Genomic DNA, 23,051 nt, shown 5'->3' with positions numbered 1-23,051 from the left:
CAGGTTTCCATGCTTGCGTTGTGGCAACTTCACTAGCTGCGATAGAGTGGCGTTCACGATTGCTTTTTCATAGCTTGACAATATCCCGTAGGCGATGCTATTCTCTTAATAGGTACGGTACGGTTTAGTTTACTTACAGGTGAGGTATGGAAATAATATTAGAGGATGATGGAGCAAGAGCGCAGGCCAAACGAGAGCAGATACTTGAGGGAGCGAAACGTGTATTCTTGCGTGAGGGATTCGCGGCAACAAGCACAGATGCCCTTGCTCGAGAAGCCGGCATCTCCAAGCGCACGTTATACTCCTATTATCCCAGCAAAGAAGAGCTCTTTATCCATGTTGTGCGCAGGCTCACGGTAGAGAATCCACAGACACAGGTAATCAATTTTGTGCGGGGGCTAAAGCCACATAATCAAGAAGAGCTACACGCGGCTTTGCTCACACTGGCACAAAAGATAATTACAACTATGATGCAGCCGGAAGATCTGGCGCTCATGCGCGCGATTATCGCCGATTCCCACCGCTTTCCTCAGCTAACTGAGACACTGCGCTCAACTATTCCTGAGCGCGCTGCCACAGAAGTTTCTTTTATGCTTGAACGGGCCCGCACGAATGGGGTAGCAATCCAGCCAGGCAATACAGAAATCATGACGCGTCTGTTCATTGGCCCTCTTCTCAGTTATGCGCTGCTTGATGGCCTGCTTCGCCCCCAGAGTCAGCCACAACCACCCGCCATTGAGAAGATTGAAGAGATAATTCATCTGTTTATGAAGGCGATTCTAGTAAAACATCAGTCAGAAAGGAATCCTGCATGATGACTATAACCACAGATGTACTCGTGATTGGCGCGGGGCCGACAGGTCTGACGATAGCAAATTTGCTGACTCGTAACGGGGTGAGCGTCAGGATTATGGATAAGAAAAGCGAGCTTGCGAGGGAGTCCCGGGCAATTGTGGTCCATGCGAAAACCCTGGAACTACTGGACAAGCTTGGCCTGGCCGATAAGGCTATCGAGACAGGCGAGCAGTTGGGAGGTCTACAATTTCTCACGCAGGGCAAACGCGCCGGAAAATTCTCTTTTCAAGATAGTACTGGAGACAAACGCACGCCCTATCCTTTCGCCCTGATCTATGGACAGGATCAGACAGAGCATCTGTTGCTACAGAGCCTTACAGAAGTAGGATGCCAGGTTGAGTGGGACACCGAACTGCTAAGCCTGGAACAGACACAGGACGGAGCACAAGCACATGTCCGTACAGCCGATGGCAGTGAGGAAACCATTGAGGCACAGTGGATCATCGGCGCAGACGGTGCTCACAGTCCTGTAAGACATGCCTTGTCGTTGGGATTCGCAGGCCAGAGTTACACACAAACATTGTTCGTGGCGGATTTAGATATAGAGTGGAAACAGGAAGCACATCAAGGAGCCATGAACCTGACACACCAGGAATTCTTCTTATTCTTTCCAATGCCCCAAAAAAGGCGCTTCCGCCTGTTCGGATCACTCACCCCGGCAGAGGCAGATAGGGATACTCTGACCCTCGATGATGTGAGACAAATACTCGACACAAAAAGTGGTCTGCATGTTACTATCTTAAAGGATCGCTGGATCTCGGTGTATCACACGCATCAACGGATGGCTGAAAGGTTCCGTGTCGGACGCGTCTTCCTTGTTGGTGATGCCGCTCATATCCACAGTCCAGCTGGCGGCCAGGGAATGAATACCGGCATCGGGGACGCCTACAATCTCGCCTGGAAGCTGGCACTCGTCATTAAAGGCCAGGCCAACGAGACGCTCCTCGATTCCTACGAGGCCGAGCGTATGCCGTTTGCCCGCGCCATCCTTCAAGGCTCGGATTGGGCTTTTCAAATCATGACCACATCCAACGTGATCGTACGACAGTTCAAACTTATTCTGCTACCTCAATTCTTCCGCCTCATATCACTCCTGCCGTTACTCAAGCAACGCGCTTTCTGGATCCTTTCCCAGCTCTGGACCAGCTATCCCAAAAGCCCGGCCGTCACTGATGCAAGCTCAAACAAGAAAAAACTCAGGGCTGGCGACCGTGCTCCCTATGGATTCTTTGAGACCGGACCAGACGCTGGAAAAAGCATCTTTACAATGCTCAAGAACCAGGATCATCATCTGTTCATCTTCGCTGGCAGCAAGCCTGATAGCACGCTTACAGACCTTCAAGGACTCGAAGAAAAGCTACGCTCCCTGCTCAGCGCATATGCAGTCCCCATTCACCTGCACTCCGTACCCACGGCAAACCTGAGTTTACACCGGAGCTACGAAGCAGACACCCCGAGCCTGTTCCTCATCCGGCCCGATGGACACATTGCCTACCGTGGTCAGCCAGAAGATCTAGCTAAACTCAAGTTATACTTAAACAAACTGTTCAAGCTGTCAGGAAATCCAGCACAAGCGACAAAGCAGGAAGATACTACCGCACTGACTGATGAACACACGCTTACAGCCGACTAAATTACACATTATCTTCATTAGTATCTTTTTATCCATATTTAAGTGTATATGGGTATCGCAAGGCAAAATCAGTACAACCATATGGGTGGCCATTTCCTCAAAATAGAGCAGGCCACCCATAGATAGTAACTGTCCTTATTTAACCTGTTCTTGACTCTCTATGATTAAAAATGTTAGATTAAATCCAGCATAAAGAGACAAATTTCATCTTCTAGATCCACATATCAATGATGCTATAAAGGGGATATTTTCTACATGGATATCGCGATGATCACCTGTTCCTCGTTTCCACAATTGAGTTCGGATGATGCACTATTACTGCCAGCCTTAGCTACACGAGGTATTACTGCGCGCCCACTTATCTGGAATGATCCTGCTGTGGACTGGTCACAGCCTGTTATGAGCGTGCTCCGCTCCCCATGGGATTATCATCACCAGCGAAACGCCTTCCTGGACTGGGCTGAACGTGTCTCGCAATTGCATCCACTATGGAATCCGCTCAAGCTACTCTCCTGGAATACGCACAAAGGCTATCTACTGGATCTGGAACATCAGGGTATTTCGATTATCCCCACGCAGTTGCAGACACAGGGAACGACGATTAATCTAGCCACATTAATGCAAGAACAGAATTGGTCAGAAGTCGTCATTAAACCGGCTGTATCAGCCAGCGCCTTTGAAACACTCCATGTGAAGGAAGAGACACTGGCACAGGGTCAACAACTGCTTGAACGTATGCTCGCCACCCATGATATGCTTATCCAGCCATTTTTCCCGACTGTCATTAGTCCAGGCGAACGCTCACTGATTTGCATTGATGGTGAAATCACGCACGCCGTCAGGCGCCAACCCGCCCTTGCAGCAAAGCAAGATGCATCAATACTGCAAGAGGCGCTCGTCATTGCGCAAGAAGATGAATATCGCTTCGCTCAAAACATCCTTGCTCAACTACCAGTAGCACCACTCTATGCGCGCATTGACATCATCCGTGATGAAAATAATCGACTTTACCTGATGGAATTAGAACTGGTAGAGCCAGGATTATGGTTGGAATTCGCCCCTCATGCAGTAGAACGTTTTGCAGATGCAATCGCCAGCAAGCTACAGTAAGTTCAACTATAGGCTTCGTCGGGTAATGAATCGGGCATGGATAGCATTTTTTCGTGTTCAAAAATGATATCCTGGGCACCTTCCCATAATACCTGCCGACCTAGTTCAGGCAGGTGCTCGTTCCCTTCGATGATGGTCAGAAAGTGGTTGCCTGCGAGTTGTCCCATTTTGCTGGCAAAGCAGGTATTCCCATAAGGGAAAAGGATTTCCGTTTCGCTGTAGCCGCCGGGATAGAGCAGGATCTGTCCTGGAGCGGGATGGCTGGTATGGTTTTCAAATTTCAGGCCGATATCCAGGTCTCCCAGTGGGATCCAGTCGGATTCGCCGCTCCAGCGTGCCTGGATGATTTTGTTTTTAAAGGGGAGTAGCTTGCTGAAAGCGGCACAGGTGTTGGGGGCAAGCTTTTCTTCTAAGCGGGCAATAAATTCAAAGGAGCCTGCGACTATTCTAATCTTTTGCATTATTATTTATCTCCTACCATTTTTATTCCTACTATCGTTGTGGGCATTGTACTGGCCTCTGGATATAGCTTTAATGTTGTGAGTTTTCTGTTTGCTGATGCAGGGCTGTCAAGACGCGTTCAGGTGTCATGGGAAGTTGATTGAGATTGATGCCGGTGGCATGATGGATAGCACTGGCAACGGCTGGCGCAAAGGGTACGAGGGCCATTTCTGCGACGCCACGGGCACCATAGGGTCCGTGTGGATCGGCCAGTTCAAGCACAATCGGGATGATTTCCTCAGGCATATCCAGCACGGTTGGCAATAAATAGGTACTGAAATATGGTGTGAGCACACGCCCTTTTTCGATCAGGAAATTCTCCAGCAAACTATAGCCCAGAGCCTGCGCCAGACAACCCTCAATCTGTCCGGTGACCTGCTGGAGGTTAATGGCCTTCCCTACATCATGTACGCTGATAATTCCCAGCACCTGGACCTGTCCGGTGAGGGTGTTGACTTCAACTTTTACAGCCTGAGCGGCATAACCATAACAATAATTCGGGATTCCACTATAAGTTACAGGATCAACAACAGTCGTGCCTGGAGCGCGATACTGGACGGTGGCCTGGGCCTGATAGTCGTCGGTATAGCTCCAATTTTCTCGCGCCTTTTGAGCGGCGTCGTTGACGGCTCGCCCACCCATAAAGGTCATGCGCGAGGCCGAAGCGCTACCTGCATTGGGAGCCTCACTACTATCTGTACAGATCATCGTCACTTTATCCAGCGGCAATTTCAACGTTTCGGCTGCAATCTGGCGCAGGATAAGATGGCTTCCCTGGCCGACATCGGCAGCTCCAATGCGCACCACCGCCCGCTCTAGATCTGCCTGTCCATACACCTCGACGGTAGCGGTGGCCTGCTCAGGAAAACCAAACGAGTAGCCGACATTTTTGATGCCACAGGCGATACCGATGCCTTGCTTTAAATGACCGGCTGTCTGCTGCGTGGATTCGCCATACTGCCAGCGAGTACGCGCCTCTTGCAGACAACGCTCCAGTACCGGCAACGCGCTGACGCCGGCTGGTAGGGGTTGCTGAGTGGGTTCCAGGCTACCTTCGCGATAAATATTCTGCAGACGCACAGTATCTGGATCAAGGTCGAGCGCTCGGGCCAGTCGCTCGACCATCTGCTCACAGGCAAAATGAGCCTGCGGAGCACCAAAACCACGGAAAGCGCCACTTGGAATATTATTGGTATAGACAGCATAGCCATCAATAGCCAGATTAGCTATTTCATAACAACCGGTGGCGAACAGCGCGACATCTTTGATCACCTCTACACTGGTGGAAGCATACGCCCCACCATCCGCGACCATGCTCGCCTCTACCGCAGTAATCGTGCCATCCCGCTTGCCTGCCCAACGGCACTGGATGATGACTGGATGGCGCTTGTGATGGCCGATCATCGATTCTTCGCGGCTCCAGACCAGCGCAACCGGACGCTGTAATTTCCAGGCGGCCAGTGCCAGTACGTGCTGCATAGACAGATCCTCACGGCCTCCAAAGGCTCCGCCGATCGCGGCGTAACGCATCACCACCTGCGACTCTGGCACCTGTAGCATCTGAGCAAGCTGGCGACGATCCTCATGCAACCATTGTCCAGCGGTCTCCAACACCAACCGTCCTTGCTCATCCACAAAGGCTATACCTGCTTCTGGCTGCAGGAAAGCATGTTCCTGCCAGGTCGTAGTAAAAGTATCTTCTACTACAGCGTCAGCCTCAGCGAAGGCCTGCGCGATATCGCCTTTGCGCAATGGAAAATGGCAGAGCAGATTGGTGCCACGCTGCTCATGGACCAGAGGAGCCCCACTGGCCAGGGCGGCCTGAGGGTCCGTTACCAGGGGCAGATCCTCATATTCCACCACCACCAGTGTCGCAGCTATACGGGCAGCATCTTTTGTCTCAGCTACCACCAGTGCCACTTTATCCCCTTCAAAGCGCACAACATCCTGACAGAGTACAGGCTGATCAGCATCAATCAAGCCAAAGGCGTTGTAGGGCACATCCTTAGCCGTCAGGACAGCTACTACGCCTGGATATTGTAAAGCTGCCACGGTATTCATTGAGAGGATCCGCGCGTGAGGCCGATGGGCAAAGACGACCTGTACATGTAGCATGCCCGGACGCACCAGATCAGCAGGATAACAGGCTGCTCCTGTCACTTTATTCAGCGCATCAGGACGGGGTAGCGATGCCCCGATCAAATCACTCATATGTGCCTCCCCTGGCTTGCGCCAACGCTCTGGACAGCCTCCCAGATCTTCTGGTAACCGGTACAGCGGCAGATGTTTCCACTCAGCGCCGTGCGGATCTGGTCAAGCGAGGGAGCTGGATATTCATCCAATAATTTCGCCCCCGACATCAACATGCCAGGAATACAAAATCCACACTGGACGGCTGCGCAATCAATAAATGCCTGCTGCAGTGGATGCAACTGGTCATCATGGGCCAGTCCCTCAATGGTAGTGACCGTGGCACCATGGGCCTGGACGGCTGGCACCAGACAAGACATCACGGCCTGCCCGTTGAGCCAGACGGTACAGGCTCCACATTCACCTTCAGCACAGCCCTCTTTGGTTCCTGTCAAACCAGCATCCTCACGTAACATATTCAACAGGGTTTTCTGCTGCGCCTGACATAGCTGATAGGGTCGTGCATTGATCGTGGTCTCAATACAGTCCTGAAATGGCGCGCAGGTAGTCGTATCCTGGGTCCAGGCGGTCTCCAAAGAGACTGGTGGTTGTTCATAGAGATCCATTGCTTCAGGATTAACCAGCCGCTCCAGGCTATGGGTTAATAATGTGGCAAGCATAGCCAGGCGATATTGGGCAGACGAGCGAACGTCTCGGATGGGGCGCACATCGTGAGTAGCCAGCAGACCGGCTTCCAGACAGACTTCAGGCTCCAGCCGTTTCCCCTGTAAAAATTTTTCGACCGTGCTGGCATGGACAACGGTAGGGGCGACGCAACCCAGCGTGATCCTGGCCTCACGAATAAAATCCTCATCAAACGTAAGTACCAGCGCAATATTAATCACCGAGATTGCCTGAGCACGCCGCAGACCTAATTTTACGAATAAACTGCGCTGCTGAGAGCTTAAAGATGGAATTCGAATCTCACGGATGAGCTCGTCGGGTTGGAGCAGGGTACTCCTCAGTCCGCTATAAAAGTCTTGCAGCGGTATGATCCGTTCTCCATACCCCCCTTCATGCCAACGCGCCAGGACTAAGTGGGCGTTCAGGGCCAGCAAAGGCGCAATGGTATCGTTGGCAGGCGAAGCGGTAACCAGATTGCCAGCAATCGTTGCCCGGGTGCGAATAGGGGGAGCTCCAACTTCCCAGCAGGCCTGGACAAGCGGCGTGGCATACTGCCGACACAGCTCGGAAAGCAACACATCATTATGGGTAGTCAACGCCCCAAGGACTATCTCATCATTCTCCTCACGGATATACTTAAGCTCCGCCACTTTACTAATATCGATCAAAGTCGTGGTTGGCTTCACCCCGCGCGGAAGCTCCACCAGCACATCCGTTCCACCCGCAATAATACGCGCACGCTCGCCATGCTGATTCAGCAACTGTAAGGCTTGATCCAGAGTTGTCGGCTGGAAATACGTTTGCCACATAGACTATCGGCTTTCTACACTAAACATTACACCGTTCATTCCCCTCTACTTACTAAGATACCTGACCGCTCGGCGTGAGCGGAAAAGAAGGCAAAAATTGACCTGCAGGCATACCCACAATTTCTCCATCCAGGAAAACCGTGCGGCCACGCACCAGGGTGCGCACAATTTTGCCGCGCAGTTCAAAACCAAGATACGGGCTATAAGGATGCTGATAAAACAGGTCGCTTTCCTGTAATTGATAGGGCTCGGTTAATGCCACCAGTGACAGATCGGCATCCGCACCAACTTCCAACCGTCCTTTACGAGCAGGAAGCTGAAAACGCCGCGCAACATATGCAGAAGTGGCTGAGACGATGGTCTGGAGGGATAGGTGCCGTTGATGATAGCCTTCGGTCAACAACAACGCTAACAAAGACTGGCAACCAGAGATACCACCCCATATTTGAAAGAAATCGGCACTTGTCTTCATATGTGGCGGCGCTGGCGAATGGTCTGAAGCCACCATCGGAAGCGTACCCGCAAAAAGATGCTGCCAGAGCGCTTCCAGCTCGGTCTGTGAGCGCAGCGGCGGCGCGCATTTGGCCAGGGCACCCAGATCTTCCATGTCTTCCTCGGTCAGCACCAGGTAGTGAGGACAGGTCTCACAACTTACATCCACACCACGCGCGCGCGCGCCGGCCACCAGCCTGACGCCACGTCCGCTACTGACATGAACAATATGTAAAGCACAGCCAGTCTCCTGAGCAAACAAGATTGCTCGTTCGATCGCTTCTAACTCGGCCACCACCGGTCGGGATGCCAGATAATCTCGCACCTCCGTCCTGCCCGCCGCCTGTGCCTGTTGCGCCATTGAGCTCGTCAACTGATCATTCTCCGCATGCACTGCCACAATCTTGCCCAGGTTGGCCGCTCGCTCCATACCCCAATAAAGCGTGGCATCATCCACAGCCTGGAAATCATCAATGCCGCTATTACTCATAAAGGCTTTAAAACCAACCACACCACACGCTGCCAGTTCATCCAATTGCTGCAGATTACCAGGAACCAGGCCACCCCACAGGCCAAAATCAACATATGAGGACGCCCTGGCTGCCGCTAATTTAGCCGCAAAGCTGGCGGCATCAAGTGTCGGGGGATGAGCATTTAAGGGCATATCAAAAAAGGTTGTCGTGCCGCCGGCAGCCAGAGCGCGTGAGCCCGAGACAAAACCTTCCCAGGCGGTACGGCCCGGCTCATTGAAATGGACATGCGCATCAATCACACCTGGCAATAAATGCAATAGATGTGCATCAATCACAGCCTTCGCACTCCCACTTACCTCAGGCGCAATCGCCACAATCTGATCATCAACAATCGCCAGATCCGCTTGCTCGGTACCACTCGCGGTCACTACTGTGCCGCCACGGATAACAAGATCGTACATCTTCATGATCCTCACCTTCCCATACTACATAAATGATCCAGGAAACGATTGATGACGCGAATAGCAACCTCCACGTCGTCCAACCTGATAGATTCGTCTGCGTGATGACTGATCCCACCTTTACAACGCACAAAAAGCATCGAAATATCGGTCAAAGTACTTAATGCCACCGCATCATGACCGGCTCCGCTGGCTAATGAATAGGCCGCAAGTTGTTCATCTTCAATTGATTGAGCCAGAAGTGTAGAGAGCCAGGGTGCACAAAAGATCGTTGAATCTTCCTGAATCAGTTGCCAATCGACTGCAACGCCTCGATCCTGACTGATACGTATCGCTTTATCGTAGAGGGCGGTACAGGCTTGCTCCAAAACTGCATCCTCCTGGTGCCGCGCATCCAGACTCACCAATACTTGACCAGGAATCACATTACTGGCGCCTGGATGCACCTGAAGCTTGCCAATAGTTGCCACTAAACCGGTCGTCTCACGGGCGAAATCCTCTACAGATAGAATATATTCAGCTACCGCACACAAGGCATCATGGCGCATCGGCATGGGCACTGTCCCGGCGTGACCGGCCTCACCAAGAAAATTCACCATATAGCGGCGCTGTCCAGAAATAGCAGAGACCACACCGACAGGAAGATTCTGTGCCTCCAGTACTGGTCCTTGCTCGATATGTACTTCACAATAGCCAAGCAGTTCATCACGTTGCCAGCGTGGGGTTTGCAGTAATACTGGATCAGGCTGGCCGCCGAAAAGACGAAGCGCTTCCGACATTGAGATGCCAGTATCGTCGGTAAACTGCAAGACCGCGGGATCAAAGGTGCCGGTAACCGCCCGGCTCCCCAGATAGGCCGTGTGGTAGCGCAAGCCCTCTTCGTCCGCAAAACCGATCAGTTCGATGGCGAAGGGCAGGCGGCGCCCCTGCTCATGTAAATGTTCAATGCAGGCCAGCGGCACCAGCACGCCGAGGATACCATCGTATTTGCCCGCCGCCCGCACGGTATCCAGATGCGAGCCAAAAACCATCGTCCTGGCAGCGCCTTTTTCGCCCTCATAGCGACCGATCAGGTTACCCACACAATCATGCGTGACGGTCATGCCTGCTGCGCTCATCCAATCCGCCACAACTTGATTAACCTGACGCATAGGCAAGCTCGCAAAGCGCCGGGTCAGACAGTCTGTATCTTCGCTATAGCACGCCAGCGTATCACAGCGCTCCATGACAGCGCGTGCCAGCCCATCAAGTGTTGTCATGACTAACTCCCTCGATAGGTGCTATATGCCCAGGGAGAGATCAGAAGTGGAATATGATAGTGGGCCATGGAGTCAGCAATGCCAAAACGAATCGGCACTTCATCCAGAAATAATGGATCAAGTGCGGGAATCCCTTGAGCAATAAAATATGGTCCAACTACGAAAAGTAATTCATAGCGTCCCACTAGCAGTTGATGTCCTTCCAGTAATGCTTCTGGCGTACGTCCATCACTATTGGTACGCGTAACTTTTAGCAGGGTACGTCCGCTACCTTCGGTATCCAGTCGCCATAACTGAATAGGAATATCTGCAGCAGGACAGCCTCGCATGGTATCCAATACATGTGTTGTCAGACGGCCAGCCATGATCCCTTCCCCTTCCTATCTAGCCTTGCCGGCTGATTGTCAGTCTGATCACGCCATAGGCAGAGAAAGGATCACTATAAACCTTCACCCGCTCATCGTTTGTTGAGGCCGCAATCTGATCACGGGTACGATTCTGCGCCTCAAAGGAAACCTCCGCCAGTTGCGGAAAACGTGCGAGCAGGCGATTCCCCATCTCATGAACCAGGTGCTGGATCGATTCACTGACAAACTCATGAAAGACCACCTGCAACAGATCGCAGACCTGCTCGGCTGGCACATACTGAGTATGTTCAGGATCCAGGAGGGTGGCGCTATCCTGATACTTCCAATAGGCATCCAGAAAAACAAATAACGGGCGGTCTATACGTTCCGGCAAGGTTGTGTATTGATCGCGCACAAAATGTGAGAAGGAGCTGCCTGTGACCTTAAAAAGTTCCATGCCAACATGCCCACAACGATGGTCGGCCACCACCACAGCGCCATCCTGGTCGCGCTCAAAGGACAGCATCGCAACCGCATAATCACTATGGGAGCGGCGAAAGAGCAGATGGCTCTCGACAAAAATACCGACTCCTTGTTCGGGTACGGCTACCTGCGCAAATGCAAGTTCGCGCGCGCTCAGGCGGATGCGCTCCATTTGCGCATACGTGGAAAGGAAGCGCTGTCCCAGAACATGCAAGAACTCTTCCAGGGTCGAACCTTCAAACGCCAAAGCCTGCCGCAGCACAAAATTCTTCATACTATCGGTTGCTACCACGTTCGTATTATCCCCATGCGTGTAAGCAGGCAAAAAATTCTCTCCGAGCACCTCAACGTCGACTTCATAGGCAAACAAAATATTCTCGCGGCGTACAAACTGGGACTCAGAAATAGGCGTTACGCCTCGGAGGGGAGAAGCGTAGACACGGTACACAGGAATGCGCAGTTTCCCGTAACTGGTAGAGAAAGAAAACTCAGCGTTCATAAGTGTTCTACCTTTTATCTAATCAGCACAGGCCAGTTACTGGCCCATACAGAATATGCAGCAAGTTTATACATCCAGCAGATCATGCAGACGCAAGGCAACTATTTTCGCCACCTCACCCAGAGCAAGGGTAATCTCCTGGCTGCGCGAATTTTGCAGGCGTTGCTCAAAACCAGTCAGGATACTTTCCTTTTTATTCTCGCGCGCACAAATCACGAATGGAAAACCAAAACGCGTGCGGTAGGTCTGGTTTAAGCGGGTAAAAAGCTCAATTTCCGTGGGGGTAAGATGGTCGAGACCGGCTGCAGCTTGCTCGCTGGTAGAGGACGGTGAGAGGGTTCCTGCCAGTGCTGCGCGTCCAACCAGGTCGGGATGAGATCGAAGCAGGCTGACTTGCTGCTCCTCAGATGCCGCATACATGACAGCACACAAGGAGGCATGCAGCTGATCAACTGAAGTAAATGGACGTGCAGACCAGGCCTCAGCTACAATCCAGGGAGGCCCTTCAAACACCGGGCCCAGGGCCTGAACAAAGCCAGACTGATCCAGGGCATTCATTGCTGATAACGTAAAGCTGTGTCCCGTCGTCATGAATATCCTTTATACGAAATGTGTAGCAGGCTTCGACGGTAGCAACAACCACAAGGTTGTAATGAGCAGGGACAGACCCAGACAGCGGTAAAAGCAGCCCGGCACGATGATAAGCGATTTGAACAATGAAGAGTTATAGTAGAAAATGCAAAATGTTTTCTAATTTATTGCAATCATTTAGCAATGTGTATAGTATATCCAGACAATATAGGTCCGTCAAGTGTATAAGATACACATATTTATTTTTTCATATCTGGCATTTTAACATCATCATATGTTAGAATAGATGTAACAATCTCTTCACATCCAGGAGGTAGGGTAGATGTAGATGTTGAACAGGTCCCCCTCATCAGACACACCTGGCCTTAGCGTGGCTAAGAATACTGTCTTTCTAGCAGGCTTAAACAGGAGTAAACAATGCTTATCACACATGCCACAATTCTGACTATGAACGCCCGGCGCGAGATCATTGAGGATGGCGCCATCGCAATCAGGGACAATCGCATTGTTGAGATAGATAAAACTGCTGTCCTGGCGACGCGCTATCCAACAGAAGAACAACTCGATGCCACCGGTAAGCTCATTATTCCAGGTTTAATTGATACCCATGTGCATCTGGCGCAGGCTTTGATCCGTGGGTGCGCAGACGATATGGAATTGATCCACTGGCTATGCGATCGGGTCTGGGTATTGCAGGGCAACTATACTGAAGATGATGGATATGTCAGTGCTCGTCTGTGCATCGGTGAGATGCTGAAATCAGGCACGACGACTTTTCTGGAATCCATGCTGGCTCACCGCTACGGCTTCGATGGCATCGCACGCGCGGTCCAGGAGAGTGGTATTCGAGCCTGCCTGGCTGGCATTGTCATGGATATAGGAACATATGCCACCCAGGAAAATTCTATGCATCCCGGCATGATTGAAAGTCGTGAAACCAGTCTGCTGGGTGTACTGGACATGCATAGTAAGTGGGAAGGCGCAGCCAATGACCGCATCCATGTCTGGTTTGGACCACGTACTCCAGGCGGAGTGAGTTCGGAATTATACCGCGAGATGAGTGAACTGGCCCGGCAGAGAAATATGGGCATCACCATGCATCTGGCCGAAGTCGAGGCCGACAAGGTGTTTATGCAGGAAAAATTTGGCCTCTCGCCCGTTCTCTATGCTGATAGCGTCGGACTGCTCGGGCCACGGTCAGTGATGGTGCATATGGTCTGGCTTAACGATAATGATATCGCGAAACTGGTTGAGACTGGAACACATGTGTCTCATAACCCATCCTCAAACAGCAAACTGGCATCCGGCGTCTGTAAAGTTCCGCAACTGCTCGCTCAAGGAGTGAATGTGGCCCTCGGCTGCGATGGTGGTCCCAGCAACAATGATTATGATATGATCAGGGAAATGAAACTTGCCGCCATTATCCACAAAGCCGTCAGTCTGGATCCACAGATCGTACCCGCAGAAACAGTGCTGGAGATGGCCACCATCAATGGCGCCAGAGCATTGGGCCTTGAACACGAGATTGGCTCATTAGAAGCTGGAAAAAAGGCCGATCTGGTCCTGATCGACTTTCAACGCCTGCACACCACGCCCTCACCGAATCCAGTTTCAACCCTGGTCTATGCAGCCACGGGTGGTGAAGTGGATACCGTGCTCGTGGATGGCAAGATTGTCGTGCGACAAGGAGAATTGGTCACGATGAAGGAAGAAGAGGTCATGGCGCAGGCGAATAAACACGCACAAATAGTCTATCGCCGCGCTGGCATTCAGCTCAAATCCAGATGGCCCATCCGTTAAACTAGAAAGTCAATATGGAACGTCAACAAGAAGAGTGGCTGGTATTTATAGTACAAATACCACTGGCCGCCAATAAACTACGTATGTCGCTGATCCGCCGCTTATCCGGCAAAGGAGCGCTACAAACACAACATAATCTATGGATGCTTCCCTATACAGTGGAATTTGAACAATTTATTGTGAGTATAATTCACGATATCGAGCACCATGGGGGCACGCCTACTTTTTCATTTCGCGTGCCGGAAATAGAGATACGACCCAACAGCTCATCGAGCAATTTCAAGCACAGGTGCGCCAGGAGTATCACATTTTCCGGCAACAATGCCAGGGCTTCCTCATGCAGATTGAACAACATATCCTGGCTCAGTCCTGGCTGTTCGCGGATTTAGAAGCCAGCGAGCGAGCACTACAGCGCTTAACCACCTGGCTCCCCAAAATTCAGGAGCGCGACTTTTTTCCTTCGACAGAGACAGAAGCGACCCAGGCTATTTATGCTCAGTGCAGTCAGGCATTATACGAATTCGCCATCGCAATCTATACATATAATGATCCAGCCTCACCTTTAACTGGCACCGAAATCAGATCAGAAAAAGAAGCTTGAATGCGTGTGTATATAAGCCACTGGTCTCGATGAGAATATTTATCAATGACTCAGGTGTGGAATCACATCGTTGGCCAGTGTTTCCAGGGTAATTAAATTGGGGAAGCCTTCACAATAAAGTATAAAGTAGTCGATTCCGATATCAATAAATGGACGCATCTGATCAATTACTTGTTTAGGCGTGCCAATAAATTCGTGAACGGCACCAGCTTTGCTGCTAGCAGTCAACTCATGCACAATAGATTCCCTGGGAGCACACAGGCAGGTCGCATGCAGCGTGCGGCGTAGGGTGGCCGGATTACGGCCAACTTCAGCACAGGCCCGCTCGCAATTGGTGATATGCTGTTTGACCGCATCTAGATCCGCGCCCATCACATTCCACCAATCGGCATAGCGAGCTGTAAGCTGTAACATTTTGGGCCGCGAACCGGCCACCATCACAGGAGGAACCGGCGTGGGCCTGGGTCGACAGTAGGCGTGCTTTACTTGATGGTGTTTACCAAGAAAGGTTACATCATCCTGCTGCCAGAGCGTCTTGATGATCACCAACGCCTCTTCCAGCTCCTCAACACGTGCCCCGGCTGGCGGAAAATCAATATTATACGCCTGACATTCTGCCTCATTCCAGCCAGCCCCCATGCCCAGGATCAACTGTCCCCGGCTCATATATTGAAAGGTGGCCGCCATTTTGGCCAGCAGAGCCGGATTACGGAAAAGTTGACAGAGGACAATATGTCCAAACTTTAGTTCGGGATGTCTGGCCGCCAGGTATGTCAAAGCGGTCCAGCTTTCTAACACATCATCACTGCCAGACTGCAAATGATCAGACAACCAGGCAGAATCAAAAGCGCCCGGAATAATCTCCAGACCTTTCGTAATTGCCCTCCGATACGCTTCCCGATCTATCGCGCCATTGCCTGCTGGCATAGACCAGCCAAATTCAACCTGAGCCATAAAATCCCCCTTCGCTCTGCCTTCTTTCATCAATACGGGAGAGACGATCACGATGGATACAATACTTGATAGCGATCTCTCTTTATACTTTGTTCATCTTCCTGGAAGAGATCAATAAATGCATCATAGAGAGTCAATATGGATGTATGGCTGTGCTTGCTTCCAGCACTAAGCAATTTGTAGAATGGGCATCAGGTAATGTATCTAGAGTGAATGAAAGCAGGTAGAGAATTATGCATTATAGAACACTAGGTAGGACAGGGCTTCAGGTCTCAGAGATCGGCTATGGTGCCTGGGGAATCGGCCAGACCGGATGGGTCGGGGCAAATGATGAAGAATCTCTCAAAGCTCTTCAGAAGGCCATCGATCTGGGCTTGAATTTTATCGATACAGCACTGGCTATGGTGATGGACATAGTGAAGAACTGGTTGGCCAGATTGTGCGCAAGAATGCTGACCATCGTATCTATGTCTCAACCAAGGTCCCCCCTAAAAATGGACAGTGGCCCGCGCGTCCCGACGTAGCCGCGTCAGAGACGTTTCCAAAGGCACATGTCATTGAGTGCGCCGAGAAAAGCCTGCACAACCTGGGCACAGATACACTGGATATCCTGCAATTCCATGTCTGGAATGACGATTGGGTAGGTCAGGGAGACTGGCAGGAAGCCATTCAACAATTAAAAGAACAGGGCAAGATTCGCTTCTTTGGCATTTCGATCAATGATCATCAACCTGATAATGCACTCCGCCTCATTGAAACAGGTTTAGTCGATACAGTGCAGGTCATTTATAACGTCTTTGATCAAAGTCCTGAGGACAAGCTGCTGCCAGCCTGCCAGAAACATAATATCGGCGTCATCGTGCGCGTGCCACTTGATGAAGGCGGCCTGACTGGCAAAATCACGCCGGATAGCACCTTTGATCCCAACGATTTCCGCGATCACTACTTCCATGGCACACGTAAAACCGATGTCTATAACCATGTACGCAAGCTAACCGCAGACCTCGGCATATCCACAGACCAGCTGCCCGAGGTAGCTTTGCGCTACATCCTGAGCCAGCCAGCAGTCTCAACCATCATCCCAGGCATGCGCTCCGTACGCAACGTCGAACGCAACACCACCATAGGAGACGGCAAAGGGCTACCAGCCGACCAGGTCAAAAAACTCAAACGCCATCGCTGGATCCGCAACTTCTACGCCTGATCCCATATTGTATTGCAGCAGCCCACCGGCGTACCGGCAGCGCTGGGAAATCTGCTCATATGTTCGTTCTTTCCGACTTGTCCTGATTGATAAGGAGTGTATAATCTCCTAAAGTTTCAGGCTTAAACGTGGTAAGGATCTGCCGGGCTCGTTTCTTTATCTTATTTTCTGGATCTCGTTTGATAAGCTCAATCAAAGATGGTATGACATAATCAACTGTCTCCCCTGCTCGCTCAATCACAGAGAGCAATGCAGAAAGAAAGAAATCAGTAGCCCTGGCAGGATCAGCTTGAAGAAGAAGAGCATTGACAGCAGGACAACATCGGAGTGCGTATGCTTGATCTACCACATCAGTCCGAGCAGATATTGTCCAACAAATACCCGCAACATCTTCAGCCCAGCTGGTTTCATTTATATTCCTCACAATGTGATATGGTGCACCTTTGTCTAAAAGTGCTCGAATGATATGAGGTACTGTCACATCCGGCTCCATTTGAAATAAGGCATCGCACGTGCTCAGATAGCGAGGGTCATTAATATCAGCACAAAAAAAACCAACCATAGTAGGGATAGCTGCTTGATTCTCGGGATAACCAATCATTCCAAGCATATCGATAGCGGTTGCGCCATCAACTTTATCACTCTCTTCAATAGCTCTTAGCAATAACGGTACAGTTTCATTTGGCTTCTGACGAAACAACTGCAGGATTGTTTCATCTGGAGGCCAATCAGTCGATTGAAAAATCCGCTCAAGCATTTTTTCATACATACTTAATTGCTCTTTATGTTAACTAGCATAACAAATCAAAGACAGACATTGTGTGAATAAAGCAAAAAGAGAGATGCATAGCATACATATAATGCATCTCTCTGAAGTATTCAAGGTAGAAATTTCATTTCGCCGTGGCAGACTGATAGGGCTCGTTTGGCAAGGGCAGGGACACCTTTTTCCAGGACGGGAAAGAAGGGGTCATCGGTGGTTCCGGCGAGGTAGCGCTTATAACTACCTTCGAGCAGGACAGCTAGCTTCCAGATGGCGAGTGCGATATAGAAGTCCAGGTGCTCTACTTTACGCCCGGTGCGTTCGATGTAGCGCTGGACCAGGTCCGCACGGCTAGAGAAGCCAGGCAGACCGGTGATCTGCCAGGATGCGTCCAGGGAAAATGGGGGATCGTCGGCTTCGCGCCAGAAGGAGAGCAGATAGCCCAGGTCGGCCAGCGGATCCCCTAAGGTAGACATTTCCCAATCGACAATCGCCAGCACCCGCGCAGGCGGTTCCGGAGCCAGCAAAGCGTTGTCCAGGCGGTAATCGCCATGCACAATCGTAGACACCTGGCTCTCCGGTAGATGTTCCTGCAACCAGACAGTTACCGCATCTAAATCCGGAATGGGCCGGCTGCGTGAGGCCTCCAATTGTCCGGTCCAACGTCGCAACTGGCGCGCCAGGTATCCCTGGGGCTTGCCAAATCCCTCTAAGCCTGCTTGCTGCCAATCAACCTTATGCAGTTCTACCAGGGCATCGATCAAGGCTTCACCGATACCCGTGCGGGCCTGAATATCCTGCTCAAAAGCTGACGGCAGGGTATCACGAATCGCAAGGCCGGGGATACGTTCCATCAAGTAAAATGGGGCTCCGATGACCTGGATGTCCTCACAATACAGCAGAGGACTCGGCACTGGAACAGAAGTGTCAGTCAGCGCCTTCAAGATGCGGTACTCACGTCCCACGTCATGGGCGGTTGGTAGCAGGGGTCCATATGGCGGACGGCGCAGGACAAACTGCTCAGAGCCAGAAGTGATAAAAAAGGTCTCATTGGAGTGTCCACCCCGAATACGCTCAATCTGCAATGCGGTATCTTTATCAACCGCGGGGAGATGCTGAGCCAGATATGCTTGCAGCGCGACACTATCCACCAGGCGACGTTCCATATCGTTACTCATCTTACAGGCCCTCCCCACGCCGCGCCGCTTCAGTTGTTTCAGGCCTGGTGGCCGCACCTTCGGGCACAAAGCCTTCGGTCTGCGCAACCTGAGCAGCAGATTTCAACACCTGACGCGCAATCACTGTGCGGTGGATTTCAGAGGGACCATCATAAATACGGAAGGCCCGCACACTGCGATAAAATGTGGCCAGCGGCAGATCCATAGAAATACCGTGCGAGCCACAAATCTGTAGCGCGCGATCCACGACGCGATTGACGGTCTCTGCCACATAGGTTTTGGTCATCGAGGTCTCATATTTAGCGTTGCCGCCAGTATCCAGTACCCAGGCAGCGTGCCAGATCATCAGGCGGGCCGCGTGGATCTCGGTGGCGGAATCTGCAATCATCTCGGCGACCATCTGATGCTTGCCCAGGGACTGGCCAAAGCTCTCGCGCGTATTGGCATACTGGGCCGCGATATCAAGAGAACGCTGTGCAACGCCCAACCAGCGCATACAATGGGTCAGGCGAGCCGGTGCCAGGCGCACCTGGGCATATTTAAAGCCTTCACCAACAGCACCAAGAACAGCCTCCTCCGGGACCACACAATCACGGATCGCAATTTCGCAATGACCACCCGCGAAATCAGCATCCAGTGAAGGAATCTTCCGGACGATCTGGAAACCTGGATTATCCATGTCAACTAAAAACATACTGGCGCGCGGCTGACGACTATCCTGTCCCTGACCATCCTCTGTCCTGGCCATACAAATCGCAAAGCCTGCCCCTTCGGCACCCGTGATATACCATTTATCGCCATTGATCACCCAGTCAGAACCACGGCGAACCGCAGAGGTACGCAGGAGTGATGGATCAGTGCCAGCGCCGGGAGGAGGCTCGGTCATCGCAAAGCAGGAACGGATCTCACCTTCGACCAGCGGGCGCAGATAGCGCTCTTTCTGCGCCTGCGTCGCGACCATCTCCAGTAGATGCATATTGCCTTCATCAGGAGCAGAGCAGTTCAGGGCCAGCGGCCCCAACAGACTATGGCCTGCCTCTTCAAAGACAATGCTCATCTCGCGCATATTCAGGCCCATACCACCCCATTCTTCCTCGACATGTGGGGCAAACAAACCAGCCGCCCGGGCCTGACGCCGTAGCTCTTTTAACTTCTCAGCAGGAAAACCAGTATGCTCATCCAGATAACGCTCCTCAGGAATAACATACTCACGCACAAACGCGGCTGTACGCTCCTTCAGGTCCATAAGTGATGGAGAAAGACTAAAATCAATCACAGCTTTACTCCTTTGTAAATAGTAGAATATTTGTATGCTAGCAGCTTCAACAAAGAAACGGCAAGTTGCGCCAGTGGCCTCTGAATCGACACAGCATGCATCTCATTGTATGACTGGCAGCAAAGAATATCAAACGAAATCTCTTTTTCCGCCCGGTTGATCACTTTTTTTTACTGCTGTAAATAGCGCATGGCTATCAGGATATACGCGCGGGCCGCCTGCAAAACATCTGACACACGCACGGATTCATCAGGCATATGCGCCACCCGGACATCGCCAGGTCCCAGGAGGAGCGCGGGAATGTTGCTAAAGTTGACTAGCTGACGTAAATCGGTGCCAGCCGTCAATCCTTCAATAGCAGGAAACTGCCCCGTCAGGTCCTGGAGACATTTGCCACTGCATTGGACCAGAGGATGGTCCAACGGAATTTCGCCGCTTTCAAACTGTCCACCAGTCCAGACAATTTCGAGCGGATGATCTTTCAGCCAGTCGTCGGCCTGACATAAATTGTTCAGGGTCTGCTCAAACTGCTCACGTACAACCTGGCAACGCTCTCCCATGGCTACACCGATGCGTCCCTCAAAAATTAATTCGTCAGGCACCGAGGATGACCAGTTGCCAGCCTGGACACGACCAATGCTTAATGGATATGGGAGTTTTAATTTACCAAGCAGTGGATGTGTCACGTTACTATTGCGCTCATGCTCAAGTTGGAGCAACGCACGATGAATGGCTACATATTTCTCTATCGCACTGACTCCTTCCAGGCGTGCGCAGGCGTGGGCGGATTTACCAGTGACGTGGACCAGAAACGTCAGGGCTCCAGCATGGGCTGGCACCAGTTTAAGATTGGTCGGCTCACACACAATCGCGGCATCGCCGGTATGTCCACGCAACAGGGTGGCAAAGGTGCCGAGTCCCCCATCCTCCTCACCAATAACACTCTGGATTGCCAGCGAGCCAGGCAGTGAAACACCGGCATCTTTTATCGCTTTGATGGCATATAAGGCAGCCATCAAACCACCCTTCATATCACAGGCGCCGCGTCCATAAATAATCTCATCATCCAACTCAGCCCCCCAGGGATCATGTGACCACTGAGTGCGATCACCCACCGGCACAACATCCAGATGTCCATTAAAAATCAGGCGCTTACCAGGTTCCCCACGACCTTGCCATGTCCCAACCAGTCCCAGAGCCTCCTGCTGGCTACGCTCAACCTCCATTCCAGGAAACGCAGGATGTTGTTGAAGGGCTGGAACATCTATCGTCCAGAGATCTACGGCTAAATCTATTTCCTGCATCCGCTGTCCCAACCAGCGCTGTGCCTCAATTTCCTGGCCCGTAATACTGGGAATACGCAGAAAAGCACGAAGACTCTGGATCAATCCTTGCTCATCCAATGCTGCCAGTACGCTCTGCTCAATGCCTGTCAATGCCATTGGTGCGCCTCTTTCTACAAGAAATACAAGCACATTACTATGACAAAATGCCTATATAGCTATTTTTATGTTTATAAAGTAGCATTCATTTTTTAAGGCGTCAAGGAAAAATTGAGTTATGCTCACCCTGCATTTCATGCCATAATGGTAATATAAACATGAAGGATTACTTTATTGGAGCGCAACACGAACACGATCAATTCTTCATTCACACGGCGACCGCAAAAGATACTTTTTATTGACGTATTTTTACCGGAGAGGAAACTAGTTTACGATGAGTACGACTAATACTACGTATGTGTATATCGGTTCTTACGCGGACAAGGATGATCAAGGTATTTATGTGTATACACTTGATCGCACAACAGGCAAACTCAAGCCGATCAGTAGCACCTCTGGCATTGGGAATCCTTCCTTTTTGATCGTTACTCCAAATCAGAAGTATCTGTATGCGGTAAGTGAGTCTACGGAGGGTCCGGGCGCGGTGGCGGCTTTTGCGATTGATCCACAGAACAAAGATCTGACCTTGCTCAATCAGCAATCTACCGAGGGCACGGCTCCCTGTCACCTTACCTTTGATGGCACGCGCACCCATCTGGTGGTGGTCAATTATTCAGGTGGCAATATCTGTCTCTATCCCCTGGATGAAGATGGTCGCATCAAAAAAATGACCTATAATGTTCAGCATCAGGGCCACAGCATCAATCCAGACAGGCAGGAGGCGGCCCATCCTCATTCGGCCAATCTTGCCCCAGATGGCAAGTACATTTTTGTACCAGACCTGGGACAGGACAAGATTATCAGTTATAAAATCGATCTAGAGGCCGAGAAACTGGTACTCCAGGGAGAAACCACCGTCAAAGCTGGATCCGGTCCCAGACATTTTGTCTTCCATCCTGAGCGTAATTATGCTTATGTGATTAACGAACTGAGCTCAACAATTACTGCATTCAGCTATGAGCCAGAAATACAGACACTCAATGAGATTCAAACCGTCAGTGCGCTACCAGAAGGCTATCAGGGCGAGAGTACGGCCGCCGAGATCTTGATCCATCCATCAGGAAAATTCCTGTATGGCTCGAATCGCGGTCATGATAGTATCGCAGTCTTTGCTCTGGATTCCTCTACGGGTCTCCTGACACCTCTACAACATGTTTCCACACAGGGAAAAACACCACGCAACTTTACCCTGACACCTGACGGTAAGTTCCTGCTGGTCGCTAATCAGGATGGTAATAACCTCGTGACGTTTGCCCTGGATCAGCAGACAGGAAAATTGAGTGAGACTGGAGAAGTTATTGATATTGAGCATCCAGTATGTATTAAGGTCCTGAACTAAAAGCAGAATGCTAGTAGGAGACGTTATGGCTGCACAAATAGGACTAAACGCAGATTGCATCATCTATCATAAAATATAGCCAATATAGGTAAGTTCGGCACTCGCGGCCGATTGGTTCCCTTATCGACATGCTCGCTTCACCACGAGAAAGTTGTCCTGGTGGTGTA

General features: G+C 51.1%; 19 protein-coding genes and 1 pseudogene. 7 read left to right on the top strand and 13 right to left on the bottom strand.

Annotation, left to right across the window (positions count from 1 at the left end; genetic code table 11):
- Positions 1-146: 146 nt before the first annotated feature.
- The 3 genes from KDW_RS22000 (at position 147) to KDW_RS21990 (ending at position 3,598) form a co-directional block, all read left to right on the top strand.
- Positions 147-815 carry a TetR/AcrR family transcriptional regulator gene (locus KDW_RS22000; RefSeq protein WP_151758090.1) on the top strand — a complete coding sequence of 223 codons (669 nt, stop codon included), beginning with the start codon at positions 147-149 and terminating at the stop codon, positions 813-815.
- Positions 812-2,488, top strand: a complete 1,677-nt coding sequence (locus tag KDW_RS21995) for an FAD-dependent monooxygenase (RefSeq protein ID WP_151758089.1) — start codon at positions 812-814, stop codon at positions 2,486-2,488. Before KDW_RS22000 ends, KDW_RS21995 begins: the two co-directional genes overlap by 4 nt.
- A 255-nt stretch (positions 2,489-2,743) precedes the next feature.
- The gene (locus KDW_RS21990) at positions 2,744-3,598 is read left to right on the top strand and encodes an ATP-grasp domain-containing protein (protein ID WP_151758088.1); all 855 of its coding nucleotides are present in this window, start codon (positions 2,744-2,746) and stop codon (positions 3,596-3,598) included.
- A 2-nt stretch (positions 3,599-3,600) separates the two neighbouring features.
- On the opposite strand, the gene KDW_RS21985 is transcribed toward KDW_RS21990, so the two are convergent.
- The 8 genes from KDW_RS21985 to uraD form a co-directional block, all read right to left on the bottom strand.
- A complete protein-coding gene (locus KDW_RS21985; protein WP_151758087.1) occupies positions 3,601-4,059 on the bottom strand; it encodes a DUF3830 family protein in 459 nt (152 codons plus the stop codon).
- Positions 4,060-4,129: 70 nt separating this feature from the next.
- Positions 4,130-6,310 (bottom strand): xanthine dehydrogenase family protein molybdopterin-binding subunit, encoded by a 2,181-nt coding sequence (locus KDW_RS21980; RefSeq protein ID WP_151758086.1) that lies wholly within the window; start codon positions 6,308-6,310, stop codon positions 4,130-4,132.
- Positions 6,307-7,722 carry an FAD binding domain-containing protein gene (locus KDW_RS21975; protein ID WP_151758085.1) on the bottom strand — a complete coding sequence of 472 codons (1,416 nt, stop codon included), beginning with the start codon at positions 7,720-7,722 and terminating at the stop codon, positions 6,307-6,309. Before KDW_RS21975 ends, KDW_RS21980 begins: the two co-directional genes overlap by 4 nt.
- A gap of 52 nt (positions 7,723-7,774) precedes the next feature.
- On the bottom strand, positions 7,775-9,154 hold the full coding sequence (locus KDW_RS21970) for an allantoinase (protein WP_198925418.1): 1,380 nt from the start codon (positions 9,152-9,154) through the stop codon (positions 7,775-7,777).
- 5 nt (positions 9,155-9,159) lie between these two features.
- The gene (locus tag KDW_RS21965; RefSeq protein WP_151758084.1) at positions 9,160-10,407 is read right to left on the bottom strand and encodes an allantoate amidohydrolase; all 1,248 of its coding nucleotides are present in this window, start codon (positions 10,405-10,407) and stop codon (positions 9,160-9,162) included.
- A 2-nt stretch (positions 10,408-10,409) separates the two neighbouring features.
- Positions 10,410-10,772: a hydroxyisourate hydrolase gene (uraH, locus tag KDW_RS21960; RefSeq protein WP_151758083.1), complete on the bottom strand. Its 363-nt coding sequence runs from the start codon at positions 10,770-10,772 to the stop codon at positions 10,410-10,412.
- A 19-nt stretch (positions 10,773-10,791) separates the two neighbouring features.
- Positions 10,792-11,736, bottom strand: coding sequence for a factor-independent urate hydroxylase (gene pucL / locus KDW_RS21955; protein ID WP_151758082.1), 945 nt, complete (start codon positions 11,734-11,736; stop codon positions 10,792-10,794).
- A gap of 66 nt (positions 11,737-11,802) precedes the next feature.
- Complete coding sequence (gene uraD / locus KDW_RS21950; RefSeq protein WP_233097845.1) at positions 11,803-12,327, bottom strand: 2-oxo-4-hydroxy-4-carboxy-5-ureidoimidazoline decarboxylase; 525 nt, start codon at positions 12,325-12,327, stop codon at positions 11,803-11,805.
- Between the two features lie 417 nt (positions 12,328-12,744).
- Here uraD and KDW_RS21945 point away from each other — a divergent pair, with 417 nt between their 5' ends.
- Together KDW_RS21945 and KDW_RS35600 are read left to right on the top strand one after the other, a co-directional pair.
- Positions 12,745-14,127: an amidohydrolase gene (locus KDW_RS21945; protein WP_151758081.1), complete on the top strand. Its 1,383-nt coding sequence runs from the start codon at positions 12,745-12,747 to the stop codon at positions 14,125-14,127.
- 172 nt (positions 14,128-14,299) lie between these two features.
- Positions 14,300-14,728: a Chromate resistance protein ChrB gene (locus KDW_RS35600; RefSeq protein WP_307767762.1), complete on the top strand. Its 429-nt coding sequence runs from the start codon at positions 14,300-14,302 to the stop codon at positions 14,726-14,728.
- Positions 14,729-14,770: 42 nt separating this feature from the next.
- On the opposite strand, the gene KDW_RS21930 is transcribed toward KDW_RS35600, so the two are convergent.
- Positions 14,771-15,682 (bottom strand): LLM class flavin-dependent oxidoreductase, encoded by a 912-nt coding sequence (locus tag KDW_RS21930; protein ID WP_162005498.1) that lies wholly within the window; start codon positions 15,680-15,682, stop codon positions 14,771-14,773.
- 233 nt (positions 15,683-15,915) lie between these two features.
- Between KDW_RS21930 and KDW_RS21925 the strand changes: the two are divergent.
- Positions 15,916-16,886: pseudogene (locus tag KDW_RS21925) on the top strand (aldo/keto reductase).
- Between the two features lie 55 nt (positions 16,887-16,941).
- On the opposite strand, the gene KDW_RS21920 reads toward KDW_RS21925, so the two are convergent.
- The 4 genes from KDW_RS21920 to KDW_RS21905 all read right to left on the bottom strand — a co-directional run bounded on the left by KDW_RS21920 (position 16,942) and on the right by KDW_RS21905 (position 21,545).
- Positions 16,942-17,655, bottom strand: coding sequence for a hypothetical protein (locus KDW_RS21920; RefSeq protein WP_151758077.1), 714 nt, complete (start codon positions 17,653-17,655; stop codon positions 16,942-16,944).
- Positions 17,656-17,765: 110 nt separating this feature from the next.
- A complete protein-coding gene (locus tag KDW_RS21915) occupies positions 17,766-18,827 on the bottom strand; it encodes a phosphotransferase family protein (RefSeq protein ID WP_151758076.1) in 1,062 nt (353 codons plus the stop codon).
- Position 18,828: 1 nt separating this feature from the next.
- On the bottom strand, positions 18,829-20,073 hold the full coding sequence (locus KDW_RS21910; RefSeq protein WP_151758501.1) for an acyl-CoA dehydrogenase family protein: 1,245 nt from the start codon (positions 20,071-20,073) through the stop codon (positions 18,829-18,831).
- Between the two features lie 200 nt (positions 20,074-20,273).
- Positions 20,274-21,545, bottom strand: coding sequence for an ArgE/DapE family deacylase (locus KDW_RS21905; RefSeq protein WP_151758075.1), 1,272 nt, complete (start codon positions 21,543-21,545; stop codon positions 20,274-20,276).
- 274 nt (positions 21,546-21,819) lie between these two features.
- On the opposite strand from KDW_RS21905, the gene KDW_RS21900 reads away from it, so the two are divergent.
- Positions 21,820-22,884, top strand: a complete 1,065-nt coding sequence (locus KDW_RS21900) for a lactonase family protein (protein WP_151758074.1) — start codon at positions 21,820-21,822, stop codon at positions 22,882-22,884.
- Positions 22,885-23,051 lie beyond the last annotated feature (167 nt).

Origin of the sequence: Dictyobacter vulcani, assembly GCF_008974265.1 — a bacterium.
Taxonomy (GTDB): domain Bacteria; phylum Chloroflexota; class Ktedonobacteria; order Ktedonobacterales; family Ktedonobacteraceae; genus Dictyobacter; species Dictyobacter vulcani.
The sequence above is the reverse complement of the archived record's forward strand: the minus strand, read 5'-3'. Positions and strand labels throughout refer to the sequence as shown.

Bases quoted from the DNA above. Each gene is read 5' to 3' on its own strand.
- KDW_RS22000 (WP_151758090.1), top strand. From the start codon at position 147: ATGGAAATAATATTAGAGGATGATGGAGCAAGAGCGCAGGCCAAACGA.
- KDW_RS21995 (WP_151758089.1), top strand. From the start codon at position 812: ATGATGACTATAACCACAGATGTACTCGTGATTGGCGCGGGGCCGACA.
- KDW_RS21990 (WP_151758088.1), top strand. From the start codon at position 2,744: ATGGATATCGCGATGATCACCTGTTCCTCGTTTCCACAATTGAGTTCG.
- KDW_RS21985 (WP_151758087.1), bottom strand. From the start codon at position 4,059: ATGCAAAAGATTAGAATAGTCGCAGGCTCCTTTGAATTTATTGCCCGC.
- KDW_RS21980 (WP_151758086.1), bottom strand. From the start codon at position 6,310: ATGAGTGATTTGATCGGGGCATCGCTACCCCGTCCTGATGCGCTGAAT.
- KDW_RS21975 (WP_151758085.1), bottom strand. From the start codon at position 7,722: ATGTGGCAAACGTATTTCCAGCCGACAACTCTGGATCAAGCCTTACAG.
- KDW_RS21970 (WP_198925418.1), bottom strand. From the start codon at position 9,154: ATGAAGATGTACGATCTTGTTATCCGTGGCGGCACAGTAGTGACCGCG.
- KDW_RS21965 (WP_151758084.1), bottom strand. From the start codon at position 10,407: ATGACAACACTTGATGGGCTGGCACGCGCTGTCATGGAGCGCTGTGAT.
- uraH (WP_151758083.1), bottom strand. From the start codon at position 10,772: ATGGCTGGCCGTCTGACAACACATGTATTGGATACCATGCGAGGCTGT.
- pucL (WP_151758082.1), bottom strand. From the start codon at position 11,736: ATGAACGCTGAGTTTTCTTTCTCTACCAGTTACGGGAAACTGCGCATT.
- uraD (WP_233097845.1), bottom strand. From the start codon at position 12,327: ATGACGACGGGACACAGCTTTACGTTATCAGCAATGAATGCCCTGGAT.
- KDW_RS21945 (WP_151758081.1), top strand. From the start codon at position 12,745: ATGCTTATCACACATGCCACAATTCTGACTATGAACGCCCGGCGCGAG.
- KDW_RS21930 (WP_162005498.1), bottom strand. From the start codon at position 15,682: ATGGCTCAGGTTGAATTTGGCTGGTCTATGCCAGCAGGCAATGGCGCG.
- KDW_RS21920 (WP_151758077.1), bottom strand. From the start codon at position 17,655: ATGTATGAAAAAATGCTTGAGCGGATTTTTCAATCGACTGATTGGCCT.
- KDW_RS21915 (WP_151758076.1), bottom strand. From the start codon at position 18,827: ATGAGTAACGATATGGAACGTCGCCTGGTGGATAGTGTCGCGCTGCAA.
- KDW_RS21910 (WP_151758501.1), bottom strand. From the start codon at position 20,073: ATGGACCTGAAGGAGCGTACAGCCGCGTTTGTGCGTGAGTATGTTATT.
- KDW_RS21905 (WP_151758075.1), bottom strand. From the start codon at position 21,545: ATGGCATTGACAGGCATTGAGCAGAGCGTACTGGCAGCATTGGATGAG.
- KDW_RS21900 (WP_151758074.1), top strand. From the start codon at position 21,820: ATGAGTACGACTAATACTACGTATGTGTATATCGGTTCTTACGCGGAC.